13 protein-coding genes are annotated in these 18,509 nt (G+C 74.7%); 3 read left to right on the top strand and 10 right to left on the bottom strand.

Translation table 11 applies throughout. The annotated features are described in order from the left end of the window. Window positions 1–10 precede the first annotated feature (10 nt). The 5 genes from SCATT_RS19145 to SCATT_RS19125 form a co-directional block, all read right to left on the bottom strand. On the bottom strand, window positions 11–214 hold the full coding sequence (locus SCATT_RS19145) for a hypothetical protein (RefSeq protein ID WP_014628336.1): 204 nt from the start codon (window positions 212–214) through the stop codon (window positions 11–13). 110 nt (window positions 215–324) lie between these two features. Next, window positions 325–663 (bottom strand): hypothetical protein, encoded by a 339-nt coding sequence (locus SCATT_RS19140; RefSeq protein WP_014144767.1) that lies wholly within the window; start codon window positions 661–663, stop codon window positions 325–327. Then, window positions 660–1,022, bottom strand: a complete 363-nt coding sequence (locus SCATT_RS19135) for a WhiB family transcriptional regulator (RefSeq protein WP_014144766.1) — start codon at window positions 1,020–1,022, stop codon at window positions 660–662. Before SCATT_RS19135 ends, SCATT_RS19140 begins: the two co-directional genes overlap by 4 nt. 164 nt (window positions 1,023–1,186) lie before the next feature. Then, window positions 1,187–1,531 carry a hypothetical protein gene (locus SCATT_RS19130; protein WP_014144765.1) on the bottom strand — a complete coding sequence of 115 codons (345 nt, stop codon included), beginning with the start codon at window positions 1,529–1,531 and terminating at the stop codon, window positions 1,187–1,189. 149 nt (window positions 1,532–1,680) lie between these two features. Beyond that, window positions 1,681–3,963, bottom strand: a complete 2,283-nt coding sequence (locus tag SCATT_RS19125; RefSeq protein ID WP_014144764.1) for an ATP-dependent DNA helicase UvrD2 — start codon at window positions 3,961–3,963, stop codon at window positions 1,681–1,683. A gap of 211 nt (window positions 3,964–4,174) precedes the next feature. On the opposite strand from SCATT_RS19125, the gene SCATT_RS19120 reads away from it, so the two are divergent. Continuing rightward, on the top strand, window positions 4,175–4,417 hold the full coding sequence (locus SCATT_RS19120; RefSeq protein WP_014144763.1) for a mycoredoxin: 243 nt from the start codon (window positions 4,175–4,177) through the stop codon (window positions 4,415–4,417). Window positions 4,418–4,487: 70 nt separating this feature from the next. On the opposite strand, the gene nudC is transcribed toward SCATT_RS19120, so the two are convergent. The 3 genes from nudC to SCATT_RS19105 form a co-directional block, all read right to left on the bottom strand. Continuing rightward, the gene (nudC, locus tag SCATT_RS19115) at window positions 4,488–5,408 is read right to left on the bottom strand and encodes an NAD(+) diphosphatase (RefSeq protein ID WP_041825148.1); all 921 of its coding nucleotides are present in this window, start codon (window positions 5,406–5,408) and stop codon (window positions 4,488–4,490) included. A gap of 80 nt (window positions 5,409–5,488) precedes the next feature. Continuing rightward, complete coding sequence (locus SCATT_RS19110) at window positions 5,489–6,886, bottom strand: dipeptidase (RefSeq protein WP_014144761.1); 1,398 nt, start codon at window positions 6,884–6,886, stop codon at window positions 5,489–5,491. Window positions 6,887–7,494: 608 nt separating this feature from the next. After that, window positions 7,495–10,785, bottom strand: a complete 3,291-nt coding sequence (locus SCATT_RS19105) for an ATP-dependent helicase (protein ID WP_014144760.1) — start codon at window positions 10,783–10,785, stop codon at window positions 7,495–7,497. Between the two features lie 88 nt (window positions 10,786–10,873). On the opposite strand from SCATT_RS19105, the gene SCATT_RS19100 reads away from it, so the two are divergent. Then, a complete protein-coding gene (locus SCATT_RS19100) occupies window positions 10,874–11,413 on the top strand; it encodes a Uma2 family endonuclease (RefSeq protein WP_014144758.1) in 540 nt (179 codons plus the stop codon). 2 nt (window positions 11,414–11,415) lie between these two features. On the opposite strand, the gene SCATT_RS19095 is transcribed toward SCATT_RS19100, so the two are convergent. Both SCATT_RS19095 and SCATT_RS19090 read right to left on the bottom strand, forming a co-directional pair. Further along, entirely contained in the window at window positions 11,416–14,703 is a 3,288-nt protein-coding gene (locus SCATT_RS19095) for an ATP-dependent helicase (RefSeq protein WP_231905124.1), read from the bottom strand. 309 nt (window positions 14,704–15,012) lie between these two features. Further along, window positions 15,013–15,378 (bottom strand): MGMT family protein, encoded by a 366-nt coding sequence (locus SCATT_RS19090; protein ID WP_014144756.1) that lies wholly within the window; start codon window positions 15,376–15,378, stop codon window positions 15,013–15,015. Between the two features lie 167 nt (window positions 15,379–15,545). Between SCATT_RS19090 and SCATT_RS19085 the strand changes: the two genes are divergently transcribed. Further along, window positions 15,546–18,425 (top strand): flippase-like domain-containing protein, encoded by a 2,880-nt coding sequence (locus tag SCATT_RS19085; protein WP_407696620.1) that lies wholly within the window; start codon window positions 15,546–15,548, stop codon window positions 18,423–18,425. The last annotated feature ends 84 nt before the right edge of the window (window positions 18,426–18,509 follow it).

The following is an 18,509-nucleotide window of genomic DNA, read 5'->3' as shown; positions in this document are numbered from 1 at the left end:
CCCGCCCGGGCTACCACCAGGCGGAGTCGAGCCGGCCTTCGATGGAGCGGATGTTGGCCCGGGCGCAGTTCTCGCAGAAGTAGCGGCGCTCGCCGCCCTCGACGGAGCAGGTCCAGGTGACCGGCGGGCGGTCGGCGACGGCTCCGCAGCGGGCGCACACCACCCGGGGCGGTGGCGCGCTTTCAGAAGCGGGTTCACGAGTCTTCTGATCCACCTGGTGACGATACCTCCGCAAGCACGGCGGAAGCGGGCACAACGCACCGCGGGGCCGGTTCCCTTCCGGGACCGGCCCCGCGCTGTCGGGACGGGTGGAACGGGCCGCGCCTACTGCATCACCACGAGGGCGATGGCGCGGCGGGCCCGCAGCGAGACGCGTTCGGCGCGCCGCTGCAGCCGCCGGGCCTGCGCCAGGCGACGGCCCGGACGTTGAGATTCCGCCTCGTCCAGTCGTTGTCGCAGGTGGGCTCGGGCCATGGCTTCTGGGATGAGTTGCATCTCTCGGTTCCTGTTCTGGCGGGAGGCCGCGGCGGCGGCTCCCGTGCGGTCTGCGGGACCGGTGGCCGGGCGGATCGCCGCACCGTTCCGGTCGGTTCTGACCCGCGCCTGCGGATCATTGGTCAACGGATGGTCGATGGTGCCGATGGCGGTGCGTCGGCGGCTCATGCCACGACCTCGCTCTTGCGCGGACGGCCACGGGGCCGCTTGCGGGGTACGACGACGCCCTGCACGAAGAGCTCACCGCCCCAGACACCCCACGGTTCACGGCGCGCCTTGGCGCCCGCGAGGCAGGCCTCGCGGACCGGGCAGGTCTGGCACAGGGACTTGGCGTACTCGACGTCGGCCGGGGTCTCGGCGAAGAAGACCTCCGGGTCGTAGGTGCGGCACGGGACGGGTACGCCCAGACGCTCGATCTCGTCGTCGAGCTCGGACAGCGGCAGCAAGGGGGCCTCCATGGGCACGAACTCAGGCGGGGGGATCTTCTCGGCGTGCGGTACGGCCGGGGTGCGCTGTTCCGGATGCACGGTTGCGTTCTTCCTCGTCTGTCGGTCCGGCCGGGGGCCGGGGTGGTCGGTACCGGGTCGTTGCGGTTTCCCAGGCCCTTCGCCTGATCGCTCGCGCAAGCAAAAGGGCCGCGGATCCCGGTTCACGGGTTCCGCGGCCCTGAAGGTGCCGACCTGATTGCCTGTCAGGCTGGATCTCTCCAGGGTTCGAGCCCGCGGAAGGCCCGCATCTTGCTGTCGTGGTGCGTCGCTACGGTCGTGCTGCCAGTGCCGTTGCCATTGGCGGTGAAGCCGCCCTGGGCCCACTGCTGGCGGGAATCGGCACCGTTGGCCGCGAGCGCATAGCGGGGCGCCTGCGCCGCTTCCGCCATCGGTGCCTGGAACGCTCGCTCGATACGGCCGCCTGCGACACCGGTGCCACGGAGGGCAGCGGCGGAGACAAGGGCGGATCGCAGCGCCGGAGCGCCGGGCAGGCAGGAGGCGATGGCCGGACGACCGGTCATTTTGTTGATCGTGATGATGCTGGCCACTGAACTCGCCTCCTCTCGGCGTCTCGTAGTGCGGACGGGCGGCTGTACCGAGCCGCGCGGACTCAGTACATCATGGCTTCCCGAACTCCCGGAAGAGCCTCGGTTACCGTGCTACCGCAGGCTATGAGGATTCCCGCGGCGTGCGCAAACTATTTATTCGACGGATCCGTAACAGGCTGGACGGCCGATTTGGCCGAACCCTCCATTCCGTTTGTGTCGGGGCCCTCGTCACCCGTTCCACCTGCGGTTTCCGCACCGCGGCCGGCCACCAGGGCCAGTACCTCGGCGCCGAACCGGGCCGCCTTGCGCGTCCCCACGCCGGCGATCCGCACCAGCTCGGACTCCTCGGCCGGCAACCGCTCGGCGATGGCCATCAGCGTCTTGTCGGTGAAGACGCAGAACGCCGGCTGCCCCAGCTCGGCGGCGCGCCCGGCCCGCCAGTCACGCAGCCGCTCGTAGAGCGACTCGTCCAGGTCGGACGGGCAGTCCTCGCAGCGCATCAGCTTGATCTCGCCGGCCTCGGACAGGGTGCGCCCGCAGACCCGGCAGCGCACCGGACCGCGCCGACGCCGCCGCGCCGCCTCCGTCCCCGCGTCACCGCGTGACCCGGTCGCCCCGCCCGGCCGCCCCGCGACGACGCCCCCCACCGCACCGCGCCGCAGACCGGTCAGGAAGCGGGACGGGCGCCGTCCGCCCCGGCCGCCCGGGGACCGGGAGAGCGCCCAGGAGAGCGCCAGGTGCACCCGGGCCCGGGTGACCCCGACGTAGAGCAGCCGCCGCTCCTCCTCGATCTGCTCATCGGTCCTGGCGTAGGTGATCGGCAAGGTGCCCTCGGTGAGGCCGACCAGGAAGACCGCGTCCCACTCCAGACCCTTGGCGGCGTGCAGCGAGGCCAGGGTGACCCCCTCGACGGTGGGCGCGTGCTGCACGGCGGCCCGGGCGTCCAGCTCGGCCACGAAGTCCGCCAGGGTGGGCGCGGGGCCGCCGGCCCGGGCGGACGCCTGGCAGAACTCCTCGGCGAGGCGGACCAGCGCGGCCAGCGACTCCCAGCGGTCCCGGGCGGCCCCGGCGCCGGCCGGCGGCTGCGGGGACCAGCCCCGGGCGCCGAGCACGGCCCGCACCTGGCCGGGCACGTCGGCGTCGGCGAGCGTGGGGTCGGCGCCGGAGCCGGCCCGGGCGGCGCCGCGCAGCAGCATCCCGGCCTCCCGCACCTCGGGACGCTCGAAGAACCGCTCTGCGCCGCGCAGTTGATAGGGCACCCCGGCGTCGGCCAGCGCCTGCTCGTAGATCTCCGACTGGGCGTTGACCCGGTAGAGCACGGCGATCTCGCTGGGGCGCACCCCGGTGTCGATCAGCTGCCGGACGCGGCGGGCGGTGCCCTCGGCCTCGGCGGGCTCGTCGGCGTACTCGGTGAACAGCGGGGCCGGGCCGGGCTCGCGCTGGGCGACCAGCTCCAGCCGGTGGGCGGCGGCCTTGCCGCGGGCCCCGGCGAGCACGCCGTTGGCCAGGTGGACCACCTGCGGGGTGGAGCGGTAGTCGCGGACCAGCTCGACCACGGTGGCCCGCGGGTAACGGGTGCGGAAGGCCAGCAGGTATTCGGGGGTAGCGCCGGTGAAGGAGTAGATGGTCTGGCCGGCGTCGCCGACCACGCACAGGCTGTCCCGGCCGCCGAGCCACAGGTCGAGCAGGCGCTGCTGGAGCGGGCTGACGTCCTGGTACTCGTCGACCACGAAGTGCTGGTACTGGGCGCGCACCTGGTCGGCGACGTCGGGGCGGTCCTCCAGTACGGCGACGGTGAGCAGCAGCACGTCCTCGAAGTCGAGCACGCCGCGCTCGCGCTTGAGCTCCTCGTAGCCGGCGTAGACGCGGGCGATCTCGGCGGGGTCGCGGGGGGCCTCGCGGCCGGCCTTGGCGGCGGCGAGCGGGTAGTCCTCGGCGGCGGTCTGGGTGACCTTGGCCCACTCGATCTCCGCGGTGACGTCCCGCAGCTCGGTGCGGTCCAGCCGCAGCCGGCCGCGGGTGGCGGACTCGGCGACCAGAGGTGCCTTGCGGTCGACGAGCCGGGGCAGCTCGCCGCCGATCACCCGGGGCCAGAAGAACTGGAGCTGGCGCAGGGCCGCCGAGTGGAAGGTGCGGGCCTGCACCCCGCCCGCGCCGAGCCGCCGCAGCCGGCCGCGCATCTCCCCCGCCGCGCGCGCCGTGAAGGTGACCGCCAGCACGCTGCCCGGCTGCAGGATGCCCGCCCGCACCCCGTAGGCGATGCGGTGGGTGATGGCGCGGGTCTTACCCGTGCCCGCGCCCGCCAGCACGCACACCGGCCCGTGCAGCGCCGTGGCGACGGCACGCTGCTCGGGGTCGAGCCCGTCGAGCACCGCGTCCGCCGATTCCGGGGCGGCCGGGAAGAGCGAGGCTTCGGTACGTGATGTGGTCACCCCGCCATGCTGCCAGCTCGGCGCGGACGTCCGGCAAAGTTGTCCACAGGCGGCAACCGTAAGTCATAAGGTCACATCGGAACGTGTCCGGGAATGGTCCGTCCCGGTCACGCGTTCTCCCTCCTGAATCACGCACCGCGACCGTGCGGGACGCCGGCGGGATGGCCCGTCCGGAACGGCGGTCGTGCCGACACGAAGGAGCCACGGACCGATGCAGGGCACTGTGACGATGTACAGCACCACCTGGTGCGGCTACTGCCGTCGCCTCAAGAGCCAGCTCGACCGCGAGGGCATCGCCTACACCGAGATCAACATTGAGCAGGACCCGGAATCGGCCGCCTTCGTGGAGAAGGCCAACGGCGGCAACCAGACGGTGCCCACCGTGCTCTTCGCCGACGGCAGCACCCTGACCAACCCGTCCCTGGCCCAGGTCAAGGCCAAGATCGCGGCCTGATCCGGCGGCCGTTCCGCGCGGCCGGACGCACGCCGGCCCGGCCCTTACGCGGGGCCGGGCCGGACGGGGCTCAGCGGCGCGGCAGCGGTTCGCCGTACCAGTTCTCGATCAGCCGGGCCGCGATGGAGATCCCGGTCGGCGGCAGCACCTCGCCGGACTCGATGGCCGCCCGGTAGTCGGCCCGGGAGAACCAGCGGGCCTCGTGGATCTCCTCGCCGTCCACCTGTATCTCCTCGGAGACCGCGCGGGCGGTGAACCCCAGCATCAGGCTGGACGGGAACGGCCACGGCTGGCTGGCCACGTAGCCGACCTCACCGACGCGCACCCCGGCCTCCTCGGCCACCTCGCGCACCACCGCCTGCTCGGCGGACTCGCCCGGCTCCACGAAGCCGGCCAGCGTGGAGAAGCGCCCCTCCGGCCAGTGCACCTGCCGGCCCAGCAGCGCCCGGTCCCGCGAGTCGGTGACCAGCATGATCACCGCCGGGTCGGTACGCGGGTAGTGCTCGGCGCCGCACGCCGGGCAGCGGCGCACGTGACCGGCCGCGGCTATCACGGTGCGTTCGCCGCAGCGCGAGCAGAAACGATGCAGCCGCTGCCAGTTCTCCAGCGCCACCGCGTGCACCATCAGCCCCGCGTCGCGCTCCGACAGCACCCCGCCGACCTCGCGCAGCCCGGCCGGGCGCGCGGCGTCGTCCATCCTGCCGGGCAGCGCGTCCTTCTGGACGGCGAAGTAGCTCACCCCGTCGTCGGTGCCCAGGAAGTAACGGTGGTTCTCCGCGTACGGCGCCTCGAAGGAGGGCACCAGCACCAGCTCGACACCGCCGTCCGCGGTGTCCTCGACGAGCACCTGGCCGCCGGAGACCACCAGCACCCGGGTGCTGGGGTGGCTCCAGGCGGCGGCCAGCCAGGCCTCGTCCAGACGGTGGTGGGCGGCGCGGTCGACCGTGGCGCGGGTGAGCGCCAGCGGGGCTTGCGGCTCGGCACTGCTCAGGGGCGGCTCTGCGAGGGACAAGACGGCTTCCAACTCCCCGTTCGGCGTGGATGGGTCGGTCAGCGGGTGCGGCGAACCGGTCAGCGGTGCCAGTGTTCGCCGAGGTCGCCCCACAGGTACGCGGCGGTCTCCACGCCCTTGAGGAGCAGGTCGAGTTCGACCTTCTCGTTCACCGAGTGCCAACCGTCGGACGGCACGGAAATTCCCAGGAAGAGCACCGGCACCTCGAGAACGTCCTGGAGGTCGGCGGCCGGACCGGAGCCGCCCTCCCTGGTGAAGAGGATCTTGGACTGGAAGGCCCGGCCCATCGAGCGCACCACCGACTGGAGCGCCGGGTGGTCCAGCGGGGTCAGGCACGGGCGGGTGGCGCCCCAGAAGGTGATCTCGTGCCGGATGCCGTCCGGCAGCCGGCCGGCCACCCAGGCGCGTACCGCGCGCTCCACGGCGGCCGGGTCCTGCCCGGCGACCAGCCGGAACGACAGCTTCAGCTGGGCGGACGAGGGCACGATCGTCTTGCCGCCGGGGCCGGTGTACCCCCCGACCACGCCGTTGACCTCGGCGGTCGGGCGGGCCCAGACGCGTTCCAGGGTGCGGTAGCCGGCCTCGCCGAGGAGGGCGTGCGACTTGGCGGCGCGCAGCCAGGCGGCCTCGTCGAAGGGGAGCTCGGCGAAGAGCGCCCGCTCCCGGTCGGTGAGTTCGATCACCCCGTCGTAGAACCCGGGCACGGTGACCCGGCGGTCCTCGTCGTGCAGGGCGGCGGCCAGCCGGGCGGCCTCGGTGGCCGGGTTGGGCACCGCGCCGCCGAACGAACCGGAGTGGATGTCCTGGTCGGGCCCGTACAGGTCGATCTGGCAGTCGGTCAGGCCGCGCATGCCGGTGCAGACCGTGGGGGTCCGCTCGTCCCACATGCCGGTGTCCGAGACGATCACCGCGTCACAGGCGAGGCGGTCGGCCCGCTCCCGCAGCAGGGCGGCGAAGTGCGGCGAGCCGGACTCCTCCTCGCCCTCGATCAGCAGCTTGAGGTTGACCGCTGGGGTGTCCCGGCCGGTGGCCGCCAGGTGGGCGCGCACCCCCAGGGTGTGGAAGAACACCTGCCCCTTGTCGTCGGCGGCGCCCCGCCCGTACATCCGGCCGTCCCGGACCACCGGCTCGAACGGCTCGGTGTCCCAGCCGTCCGCGCGCGCCGCGGGCTGTACGTCGTGGTGGCCGTAGACCAGCACCGTCGGCGCCCCCGGGTCGGCGCTCGGCCACTCCGCGTACACCGCCGGAAGGCCCTCGGTGGGCCACACCTCGGCCACCGGGAACCCCGTCGCGCTCAACTCCGCCGCGAGCCACTCGGCGCTGCGCGCCACGTCCCCGGCGCGCTCCGGGTCGGCGGATACGGAGGGGATGCGCAGCCACTCGGCGAGGTCGTCGAGGAAGGCGGCGCGGTGCGCGTCGATGTACGCGCGGACGACGGCGTCCGGCTCGGTGCTCATACCGCGAGCCTATCCGGGCCCCGCCCACCCCGTTCCGCCCGCCCACCGGAGGAACCCCCGAGCGCTCCGTACGGCTCGGCCCGACGTGCCCGACGCCCCGGCAGGCCGTGCGGGTCACGCCTCGTTGCGCCACCACGTGGCAGGCGGCGCTGCCGACGCCCACGTGGCGGGGGCCGGCGGGGGTCATGCCCGTCTGCGCGAAGCGACGGGCCTGTCGGGGCCCGGGTGGGCGGCCCGGTAGCCGTACCGAGGTGCATCCGGCGGGGGCCCGGGTCGGGGCCCGACGCGCGGGCGGACGTGGCGGACGCCCCGGCGGGCGGATCACGCCGCGGGGCACCACCACGGGGCAGCGCGGAGTCGGACGGCGCTGCCGACGCCCACCCGGCGCAAGGCCGACGGGCAGCTCACGCCCGCCTGCGCGAAGCGACGGACCTGCCGGGCGGGCGGCCCGGCGGCCGTACCGAGGCGCACCCGGCGCGGACCCGGGACGGGTCCCGGCGCGCGAGCGGACGCGAGGGACGCCCCGGCGGGCGGGTCACGCCGCGCGCGGCGTGACCCCGTGGCCCGGCGGCCAGGCGGCGGGGCGGGGCGGGACGGGGCACCCGGGCTCATGGCTCCTGGGGCGGCGCTTTCGGTTCTTCCGCTATCAGGCGTTCCAGTTCCGCGCGGCCGGGCAGGGCGGTGGGGCGGACGATCTCGCCGGTGCGGATGTGGACGAAGCAGGCGCGGACATGGTGCGGGGGGAGGTGGTGGGTTTCGGCCCAGGCGAGGCGGTAGATCGCGAGTTGCAGGGGGTCGGCGGTGCCGGGGCGGCCGGTCTTCCAGTCGACGAGTTCGAAGGAGCCGTCGGGATCGCGGTAGACGGCGTCGATCCGGCCGCGTACGGTGCGGCCGGCCAGCCGGAGCTGGAAGGGGGCCTCGATCCGGTAGGGGACGCGGTCGGCGTAGGGGGTGCGCAGGAAGGCTTCCTTCAGCTCGGCGAGGTCCCGTTCGTCGGCGATCTCCTCGGGTGCCTCCGGTTCCATCCCGGGCAGCTCATCCAGGCCGATCAGCGGCAGCTCGTCGAAGCGCGACTCCAGCCAGGCGTGGAACCGGGTGCCGCGGCGCGCGGCGGGGCGGGGCTCACGCGGCATCGGCCGGGCCAGTTCGGCGGCGAAGGCGTCCGGGTCGGCGGCCAGCCGCATCAGCTCGGTGGCGGTCAGCGAGGGCGGCAGCGGGACCTCGCGCACCCGCTGTTGGGCCCGCCGCAGCTCCCCGGCGAGCACGTCGAGGTCGCGGTCCCAGGACATCACCAGCCGGCGTTCCTCGGGGGTGAGCCCGTCCGGGTCGCCGGCCTGCCGGGGCAGCGCGGGTACGGGGCCGTTCCCGCCGGCCGAGGGGTCCTCCTCCGGCGGCGGGGTCGCCGCGAGCAGGGCACGTACCGTGTCGGCGGCGTCCTTGCGGCGGGCGAACGCGCCGGGGTCGAGCGGCAGCGGCCAGACGTGGTCGGCGGGGCGGTCCAGCGCGGGGTTCTCGGCGTCGTCCGCGGGCTCCTCGGCCCAGTGCTCGACCTCGCCGTGGCCTTCCTCGCAGTGCTCGCGCAGCCGCAGCAGGAACTCCGAGGGGCCGCGGCGCCGGCGCTGGGTCGGCCCCCACCAGTGGCCGGAGGCGAGCAGCAGCGAACGCGGACGGGTGAAGGTGACGTACCCCAGCCGCAGCTCCTCGGTGGCGTTGTGGCCCTTCATCTCCTCCTTGAAGGCGTCGAGCCCCTTCTTGGTCCACTGCGTGACCTGCGGCAAGGTGGCCGCGTCACCGCGCAGCGGGTACGGCAGCACCTGGCCGTGCCAGGGCCACAGCTCGCGTACCCGGCCGCTCGGGAAGGCGTCCTTGACCAGGCCGGGCACGGCCACCACGTCCCATTCCAGGCCCTTGGACTTGTGCGCGGTCATCACCTTGACGGTGTTGTCGCCGCCGGGCAGCGAGCTGTCGAGCCCCTTCTCGTACTGCTCGGCGGTGCGCAGGAAGGCGAGGAAGGAGGCGAGGGTGGTGGCGCCGTCGAGGGCGGCGAAGCCGGCCGCGACGTCCAGGAAGTTCTGCAGGGTCTCGCGGCGGCGGGCGGCCAGCGCGTACGGGGACGCGGCCAGCTCCACCTCCAGGCCGGTGACGGCGAGCACCCGGTGGAGGATGTCCATCAGCGGGTCGGCCAGCGAGCGCCGCAGGTCGCGTATCTCGGCGGCGAGCAGCGCGAACCGTACCCGGGCCTCGGCGGAGAACGGCAGGCCGTCGTCGTGGCCCTGGGGCTCCAGGAACGTCTCCAGGGCGTCGGCGAGGGAGACGACCTCGGCGGGGTCGACGCCCTCGACGGCGAGCGCCAGCCGGTCGGCGGGGGGCGCGTCGGGGTCCGGGCCGGCCGGTCCGTACCGCACCAGCAGGCGGGCGCGGCGGCCGAGCAGCGCCAGGTCACGGGGGCCGATGCGCCAGCGGGGGCCGGTGAGCAGCCGGACCAGGGCGGCGTTGGCCGTCGGGTCCTGGAGCACCTGGCAGGTGGCGACCAGGTCGGCGATCTCCGGCAGGTGCAGCAGCCCGGCCAGCCCCACCACCTCCACCGGCACCTCGCGGGCCACCAGGGCGGCGTGCACCTCGGCGAACTGGCCGGCGGTGCGGCACAGCACCGCGATCTCCCCGGGCGGGGTGCCGGTGGCCGTCAGGTGGGCGATGCGGTCGGCGAGCCAGGCGATCTCCTCGTCCTGAGTGGGCAGCAAGGCGCAGCGCGCCATCCCGTCCCGTTCGGCGCCGGGGGCAGGGCGCAGCGCCTCGACGCCTTCGTGGCGGGCGCGCAGCGGAGCGGCGAGCCGGTTGGCGAAGGCGAGCAGACGTCCGCCGCTGCGCCGGTTCTCGCTGAGCGAGTAGCGGCGGGCCGGGGTGCCGTCGGCGGCGCGGAAGTGGTCGGGGAAGTCGTCGAGGTTGGCCACCGAGGCGCCGCGCCAGCCGTAGATCGCCTGGCAGGGGTCGCCCACCGCGGTGACCGGGTGGCCGGTGCCGGCGCCGAAGAGCCCGGAGAGCATGATCCGCTGGGCGACCGAGGTGTCCTGGTACTCGTCGAGCAGGACGACCGCGAACTCCTGGCGCAGCGTGCGTCCCACCTCGGGACGCTCCCGGGCGAGGGTGGCGGCCAGCGCTATCTGGTCGCCGAAGTCGAGCAGGTCGCGGCTGTTCTTCTCGGCGCGGTAGCGCTCGACGAGCCCGGCCAGCTCGGTACGGGCCCGTACCGCGGGGCGTACCTCGCCGACCCAGGCGTAGCCGCGGGTGGCGGGGTCGAGCGGGTCGAGGTGGCCGGCCAGCTCGGTGTCGTGCTCGCGCAGCCGGTCGAGGGGGACGAGGTGTTCGGCCAGCTCGCCGTCGAGCGCGAGCAGGTCGGCGGCGAGGGCGGGGAGCCCCTTGGTGAGCGCGGGGTAGGGGCCGGGGGCGGTGTGCAGCACGCGGGCGGCGAGCTGGTAGCGGGTGGCGTCGGCGAGCAGCCTGGCCTGCGGTTCCAGGCCGATGCGCAGCCCGTGGTCGGCCAGGAGCTGGCCGGCGAAGGCGTGGTAGGTGGAGATCCGCGGCTCCCCGGGGGCCTGCTCCGGGTCGGCCGGGTCGGCCTCGGTGACCCCGGCCCGTTCCAGCGCCTTGCGCACCCGCTCGGCCAGCTCGCCGGCGGCCTTGTTGGTGAACGTCAGCCCCAGCACCTGTTCCGGCGCCACCTGTCCGGTGCCCACCAGCCACACCACCCGCGCGGCCATCACCGTCGTCTTGCCGGACCCGGCCCCGGCCACGACGACCTGCGGAGCCGGCGGCGCGGTGATGCACGCCAGCTGCTCCGTGGTGAACGGGATGCCGAGCACCTCCTTGAGCTGCTCGGCATCGGTGATACGGGAAGCCACCCAAGGAGGCTAACCGCCCCCTGTGACAACCCCGGCCGGGTGTCGTACGGGGGCCCTAGACTGAACCAAAACGACCTGGGAGGGCGTGATGTCCACCACGTTGGACGAGATGTTCGAGCTGATCGAGGGGCGGGTTCCCGAGGGCTACCGCGCGGAGATCATCGAGGGGGAGATCGTCATGAACCCGCAGCGTTTCGTACATGGGACGATCATCCGTTTGATCGGTGACGACCTGGCGAAAGCCCGGGGCCGAAGCGCCCCCATCCTGTGGGACATGCGCGTCGACTTCCCCGGGACCCTGAACGGCTATGCGCCCGACCTCGCCCTGGTCGCGCGGGACGCCAAGGCGGCTCCCAACGGGACCTACGCTTACCAGGACCTTGAACTGGTCGCCGAGGTCGTCTCCCACAGCAGTCGGCGCGATGACTACGGCGTCAAACTCCAGACCTACGCCAGCGCCCTCGTCCCCGTCTACCTCCTCGCGGACCCGAAGCTCGGATACGTCCACGTCCACAACACCCCGCGCGACGGTGCTTACACGAACGTGGACACATGGGCCTTCGGCCAGGCGTTCACCCTGCCCGTGTCGCAGATCCGGATCGACACGTCGGACTGGCCCCGGGACTGACCTCATTCGACGATCTGCCGGCCCTCCGGGCGGGCGGGGCAGGCGGGGCGGAAGGAGCAGGTGCCGCAGGGGCGGCCGGGGGCGGGGGTGAAGCGTTCGTCGAGGACCCGGCCGGCGGCCTCGGCGAGGAGGCCGGCCGCCCAGTCGGTGTCGGGCGGGGGCTGGGTCTGCACCTTCGGGAGGGTGTCGCCGCCCTCCTTCTTGGGGGCGGGCAGGCGCAGGTGGACGAGTTCGGCGCCGCCGGGTTCGGGGCGGTGGCCGTCGAAGAGGTCGTCCACGGCGCCTTCGCGGACGGCGAGCTGGTAGACGGCGAGCTGGGGGTGGGCGGCGACCTCGGGGCCGGTGGGGGCGGAGCGGCCGGTCTTGAAGTCGACCACGTAGGCGTGGCCGGCCGCGTCCCGTTCGACGCGGTCCATGCTGCCGCGCACCCGCACCTGGTACTCGCCGGCGCCGAGCGTCACGTCGAAGCCGTGCTCGGTGGCGACCGGCTCACGGCCGCGTTCGAGGACGTGCCAGCGCAGGAAGCGTTCGAGGGCGGCGCGGGCCTGGTCGCGTTCCTGGCGGGACTTCCAGGGGGCGTCGAAGGCGAGCGAGTCCCACACCGAGTCCAGCCGGGCCAGGAGCGCGTCGAGGCGGGCCGGGGTCTGCCCGGAGGCCACCTCGTCGGCGAGGACGTGGACGACGTTGCCGAACCCCTGGGCGGTGGAGGCCGGGTCCTCGGCGCGTACCTCGCGGCCCAGGAACCACTGGAGCGAGCAGGCGTTGACCAGTTGGTCGAGGGCGCTGCCGGTGAGCGTCACCGGGCGGTCCCGGTCGCGCAGCGGCACCGCGGAGCGCGTCGGCTCGTACAGCCCCCACCAGCGGTCGGGGTGGGCGGCGGGCACCAGCGGGCGGCCCTCGTCGTCGGCGAGCGCGGCGAGCCGGGCGAGCCGGCGGGCGGCGGCGTCCCGCAGCGCCGGGGAGGCGGCCGGGTCGACCGTGGTGGCCCGCAGTTCGGCGACGAGGGCGGCGACGGCCAGCGGGCGGAGCGGGCGCTGGGTGACGTCGCGTGGCTCGACGCCGAGTTCGGCCAGGAAGCGGGAGGGCTGGTCGCCGTCGTCGGCGGGGGCCTTGACGGCGGTGACCACGAGGCGTTCCCGGGCGCGGGTGGCGGCCACGTAGAACAGCCGGCGTTCCTCGGCGAGCAGGGCGCCGGGGGTGAGCGGCTCGGCCAGGCCGTCGCGGCCGATGCGGTCGGCCTCCAGCACCGAGCCGCGGCGGCGCAGGTCGGGCCAGAGCCCTTCCTGGACGCCGGCCACGACCACCAGGTGCCATTCCAGGCCCTTGGCGCGGTGGGCGGTCATCAGGCGGACGGCGTCGGGGCGGACCGCGCGGCGGGTGAGGACGTCGGCGGCGATGTCCTGGGCGTCGAGTTCCTCCAGGAAGTTGAGGGCGCCCCGGCCACCGGTGCGCTGTTCGGCGCGGGCGGCGGTGTCGAACAGGGCGCAGACGGCGTCCAGGTCGCGGTCGGCGTTGCGGGCCGCGGCGCCGCCGCCGTGGGCGGCCCGGGCCAGCCGGTCGGCCCACGGCGTCTCGTGCCACAGCGCCCACAGCGCGTCGTGGGCGGTGCCGCCGCCGGCCAGGATCGCGCGGGCGCGCGCCAGCCGTTCGCCGAGCCGGCGTGCGCCCCGCGCGTACGACTGGTCGTGCGCCACGAGGCGTTCCGGCTGCGCCAGCGCCTCGGCGAGCAGGACGTCGGAGGGGCGCGGCACCGCCTGCCCGGCGGCCCGTTCCTCCTCCCGCAGCGCCCGTCCGAGCCGCCGCAGGTCGGCCGCGTCCATCCCGCCCAGCGGCGAGGTGAGCAGGGCGATCGCGTCGGCGACGGGCAGCGGGAAGGAGGGGCCGGCGTCCTCGTCCGGATCCTCCGGCGGCGGCGCGGGGGTGGCCACCACGCGCAGCGCGAGCAGCAGCGGAGCCACCGCGGGCTCGGCGCGCAACGGCAGGTCGTCGCCGTCGATGTCCACCGGGACGCCGGCCTGGGTCAGCGCGCGGCGCAGAACGGGCAGGCCGCGCGCGCCGGCGCGCACCAGCACGGCCATCTCGCGCCAGGGCACGCCGTCCTCCAGATGCGCCCGGCGCAGGATGTCCGCGATGTTGGCGGTCTCGGCGCCCGGCGTGGGGTACGTGTAGACCTCGACCCGGCCGCCGGGGCGGTCCGCGGCTGGCTCGCGGTGGGCGCGGACCGCGTCGGCGGGCAGCCGGGGCAGCGGCATCCGGGCGGTGATCAGGCGGGTGGCGGCGAGCAGCCGGGCGCCGGCCCGCCGGGAGACGCCCAGCACCACGACCGGGGCGGGCCGGCCGTCGGGGCGCCGGAAGGTCTCCGGGAAGTCGATGATGCCGCCCACGTCGGCGCCGCGGAACGCGTAGATCGACTGGTCGGGGTCGCCGAAGGCCACCAGGGTGCGCCCGGCCCGGTGGTCGCCGGCGAGCGCGCGCACCAGGCGGACCTGGGCGGCGTCGGTGTCCTGGTACTCGTCGAGGTAGACGGCGTCGTAGCGGGCGGTGATCCGGGCGGCGGCGCCGGGGCGTTCGGCGAGCAGCACCGCGCGGTGGACGAGTTCGGCGTAGTCCACCGCGCCCTGGGCGTCGAGCACGTCCAGGTACTCGTTGAGGAAGCGGGCGGCGGCCGACCAGTCGGGGCGTCCGGCGCGGGCGGCGAAGGCGGCGAGGTCGCCGGGGCCGAGGCCCAGTTCGCGGGTGCGGGCGAGGACGGCGCGTACCTCGTCGGCGAAGCCGCGGGTGGTCAAGCCGGCGCGCACGTCGTCCGGCCAGCGCACGGGGGCGTGCCCGGCGCGCGCCAGCTCGGCGTGGCCGGCCAGCAACTCGCGCACCGCGAGGTCCTGTTCCGGACCGGAGAACAGGCGCAGCGGCTCGGCGAAGAGGTCGGGCGCCTGCTCGGCGCGGACCAGGGCGTAGCAGAACGAGTGGAACGTGGTGGCCCGGGGCGCCACCGGCATCCGGGCGGCCATCCGGTCCCGCAGCTCGGTGGCGGCCTTGCGGCTGAAGGTGAGGACGAGGACGCGTTCCGGGTCGCCGCCGCGCGCCACCCGGGCGGCGACCGCCTCGACGAGCGTGGTGGTCTTGCCTGTACCGGGGCCGGCCAGCACCAGCAGCGGTCCGCCGTCGTGCTCAACCACGGCACGCTGCCGCGCGTCCAGGACAGGGGGCTCGACCTGCTCCGGCGGTGTGCGCACCAGCCGGTAGCCGCCGGGCACCGTGCGGGTTCGCGTCTGTCGAGTGGAGGAGGTCACGTGAATCGGCTGTTCCGGTTCCGGTCGCGTACGGATCTGCCCGCCCCGGCCGGTCCCCGACGCGGTGCGCCCGTTGACGGTACGCGATCCGCGCCCCCGCCGCCGGACGGGGTCACGCCCACGCCGACGCTCCGCCCGGCGAACGCGGACGGCTCCGCCCCGCCGGGGAAGCCCGGCGCGAGGCACCGCACCGCCGAACGGCTCCGCCCGGCGGACGACCTCACGCCGACGGCCCCGGCACGCCCGGGACGCCGGACCGCCGAACGATCCCGCCCCGCGGGGACCCGCACGTCGCCGGGACGGCGGTGCTCAGTTCGGCGGGGGGTCGAAGGGGGCCGTCCAGCGGGCTCGGGGGAGGTCGAGGCGGGGTATGTGGTGGGGGGAGGAGTGGGTGGCGGCGCGCAGCGGGGTGCCTTCCTCGCGGTAGTGCGCCAGTGCGCGCTGCTCGTGGCCGGGGAGGAGCACGCCGTCCGCGCGCACCACGCGCCACCACGGCACCGCGGCGCCGTACAGCGACATCACCCGGCCGACCTGGCGGGGGCCGCCGCCGACGCCCTCGACCTGCTGGGCGATCCATTCGGCGACGTCCCCGTAGGTCATCACCTTTCCGGGCGGAATGGTCTCGGCGATCCCGAGCACCCGTTCCGCGTAGTCCGGGATCCCTTCCTCGCTCATTCTCCCCATCCTGCCGCAGGGCACCGACAACCCGCCCGCGTCCAGGCGTGGCGATCTCCGGAAAGAGGGTACGAGGGCGCATATCATCCGTCCTCCGCGCTCGCGAAATGCACCCTGATGCCCCCATCCGGGCTCTGGTCGTGCCACCATCTTCCGGGCGGTGACTGGTGATACGAGATCAAGAATCGACGGCCGGAGAGCAGGGCACGGAGCCACGACGGGCGCTCCGCGCCCCCTCGGGCGTGCCCGGAACCGGCGAGGCGGCGGCCGACGAACCGGCCCTTCCCCCGGTCGACCCACCCGTCGAGCCGCCGGTGGACCCACCGGCGGACCCGTCGCCCGACCCACCTGTCGGCCCGTCCTCCGAGGAGCCCGCGGTGCCCGCGCCCCCCGGTGACCCCACCGGCCCCGGTGACCCCGGGCAGCCACCAGGCCCCGGGGGCCGCCCCGGCGGATCGCCCCGGCCCGCCGGGGCGCACCCGCTCTCCGCCGAGGCCCCCGTCGAACACGTCGACCAGCTCTCCGGCGACGAGCCGCTGCTCGCCGCCCGGGTGCACCGGCCCGGCGATCTGCTGCGGTTCCTGCTCGGGCTGCTCGGGGTCGCCGTGGTGCTCGCCATCGCCGGTTTCGCGCATGGTACGACGACCGGCGTGGAGCAGGACATCTCGCGGGGCGCGGGCCACGCGCCGGACTTCCTGATCACCTTCGCCGGGTTCACCGCCAGCGTGGCCGTGCTCATCGTCCCGGTGGCCTTCGCGGTGGAGCGGCTGCTCCAGCGGGACGGGCTGCGGGTGGCCGACGGCGTGCTGGCGGCGGTGCTGGCGCACGGGCTCTCGCTCGCCGGTGACCTGTGGGTGACCAACGCCGCGCCGAGCGCGATCCGGCTGGCGCTCACCCAGCCCGCGCCCGGCGGCGGGATCACCGACCCGGTGCACGGCTATCTGGCGCCGGTGATCGCGTACATGACGGCGGTGGGGATGGCCCGCCGGCCGCGCTGGCGGGTGGCGCTGTGGTGCGTGCTGCTGCTGGACGCCTTCGCGGTGCTGGTCGGCGGCTTCACCACGCCGTTCTCCATCCTGGTGACCGTGCTGATCGGCTGGACGGTGGCGTACGGCACGATCTACGCGGTCGGCTCGCCCAACGTGCGTCCCACCGGCAAGACGCTGCTGTCCGGGCTGCGCCGGGTCGGCTTCGCCCCGGTCACCGCGCAGCGGGTGGACGACGGCCCGGAGGCGCCCGACGCCGAACGCGGCCGGCGCTACCTGGTGACCCTGGAGGACGGCCCGCCGCTGAGCGTCACCGTGGTGGACCGGGAACAGCAGGCGCACGGCTTCTTCTACCGGGTCTGGCGGCGCATGCTGCTGCGCGGCGTCAACGAGCGCCGCAGCCTGCTCTCGCTGCGCCAGGCGCTGGAGCAGGAGGCGCTGCTGGCCTACGCGGCGATCTCGGCGGGGGCCAACGCGCCCAAGCTGATCGCCACCTCCGAGCTGGGCCCGGACGCGGTGATGCTGGTCTACGAGCACATCGACGCCCGTTCGCTGGACACCCTGGCCGACGCCGAGGTCACCGACGAGGTGATGGACGCGGCGTGGCGGCAGGTGGCGGCGCTGCAGTCGCGCCGGATCGCGCACCGCAGGCTGATCGGCGAGTCGCTGCTGCTGGACCGGTCCGGGCGGCTGTACGTGACCGATCTGCGCAGCGGGGAGATCGCGGCCGGGGACATCGTGCTGCGGATGGACGTGGCGCAGTTGCTGACCACGTTCGCGCTGCGGATCGGGCCGGAGCGGGCGGTGGCCTCGGCGGTACGGGTGCTGGGGCCGGACGCGGTCGCCGACAGCCTGCCGCTGCTCCAGCCGATCGCGCTGAGCCGCTCCACCCGGGGGAGGCTGCGGCAGCTCGGCAAGGAACGGGCGCGGCGGGAGCGGGAGGCGGTGATCGCGGCGGCGGACCGGGCCCGCGAGGAGGCCGGCCACGGCGACCGCAAGGCGTCCAAGGCGGAGAAGCACGCCGAGAAGCGGGCCATCGACGAGGCGCTGGAGGAGGCGCGCGAGGCCGACCTGCTCTCCCAGATCCGCCAGCAGGTGTTGCGGATCCGGCCTCAGGCGCCGGTGGAGCCGGTGCGGCTGGAGCGGTTCAAGGCGCGCACCCTGGTGAGCTTCATCGCCGGCGCGGTCGCCGCGTACTTCCTGCTCTCCCAGATCAGCGACTTCCACCTGGACACGGTGGCCCACGCGGACTGGGGCTGGGTGGCCGCCGCGATGGCGTTCTCGGCGCTCAGCTACGTGGCCGCGGCGATGAGCCTGCTGGGGTTCGTCCCCGAGAAGGTGCCGTTCTGGCGGGCGGTGATGGCGCAGGTCGCCGGGTCGTTCGTGAAGATCGTCACGCCCGCGGCGGTGGGCGGCGTGGCGCTCAACACCCGTTTCCTGCAACGCAACGGGGTGCGGCCGGGGCTGGCGGTGGCCAGTGTGGGCGCCTCGCAGCTGGCCACCTTGGGCACCCACATCCTGCTGCTGCTGACGTTCGGCTACATCACCGGAACCGAGCGGCAGCCGACGCTGTCCACCTCGCACACGGTGATCGCCGGGCTGCTGACGGCCGCGGTGCTGGTGCTGGTGGTCACCGCGGTGCCGCAGTTGCGGAAGTTCGTGATGACCCGGCTGCGGTCGCTCTTCGCGGGTGTGGTGCCGCGCATGCTCGACCTGTTGCAGCGGCCCAAGAAGCTGCTGACCGGGGTGGGCGGCATGCTGCTGCTGAGCCTGACGTTCGTGATGTGCCTGGACGCCTCGATCCGGGCGTTCGGCGGCAGCGCCAGCTACGCGAGCATCGCGGTGGTCTTCCTGACCGCCAACGCGGTGGGCTCCGCGGCACCGACCCCGGGCGGGATCGGGGCGGTCGAGGCGGCGCTGATCGCGGCGCTGATCGCGTTCGGGGTGCCCAAGGAGGTGGCCACCCCGGCGGTGCTGCTCTACCGGATGATGACGCTGTGGCTGCCGGTGCTGCCCGGCTGGGCTTCCTTCACCCATCTGACCCGTAAGGAAGCCCTGTAGCGGGGCCCCCGCGGTCTCGGAGGAACGTATGAGGAGCCTCGCATACGCCGGTCGGATCGGCTGAACCTGCTTGCAGGTGCGAGG

The organism is Streptantibioticus cattleyicolor NRRL 8057 = DSM 46488, from assembly GCF_000240165.1.
GTDB lineage: Bacteria > Actinomycetota > Actinomycetes > Streptomycetales > Streptomycetaceae > Streptantibioticus > Streptantibioticus cattleyicolor.
Note: the sequence above shows the minus strand (reverse complement) of the source record. Positions and strands in the feature narration are given on the sequence as shown.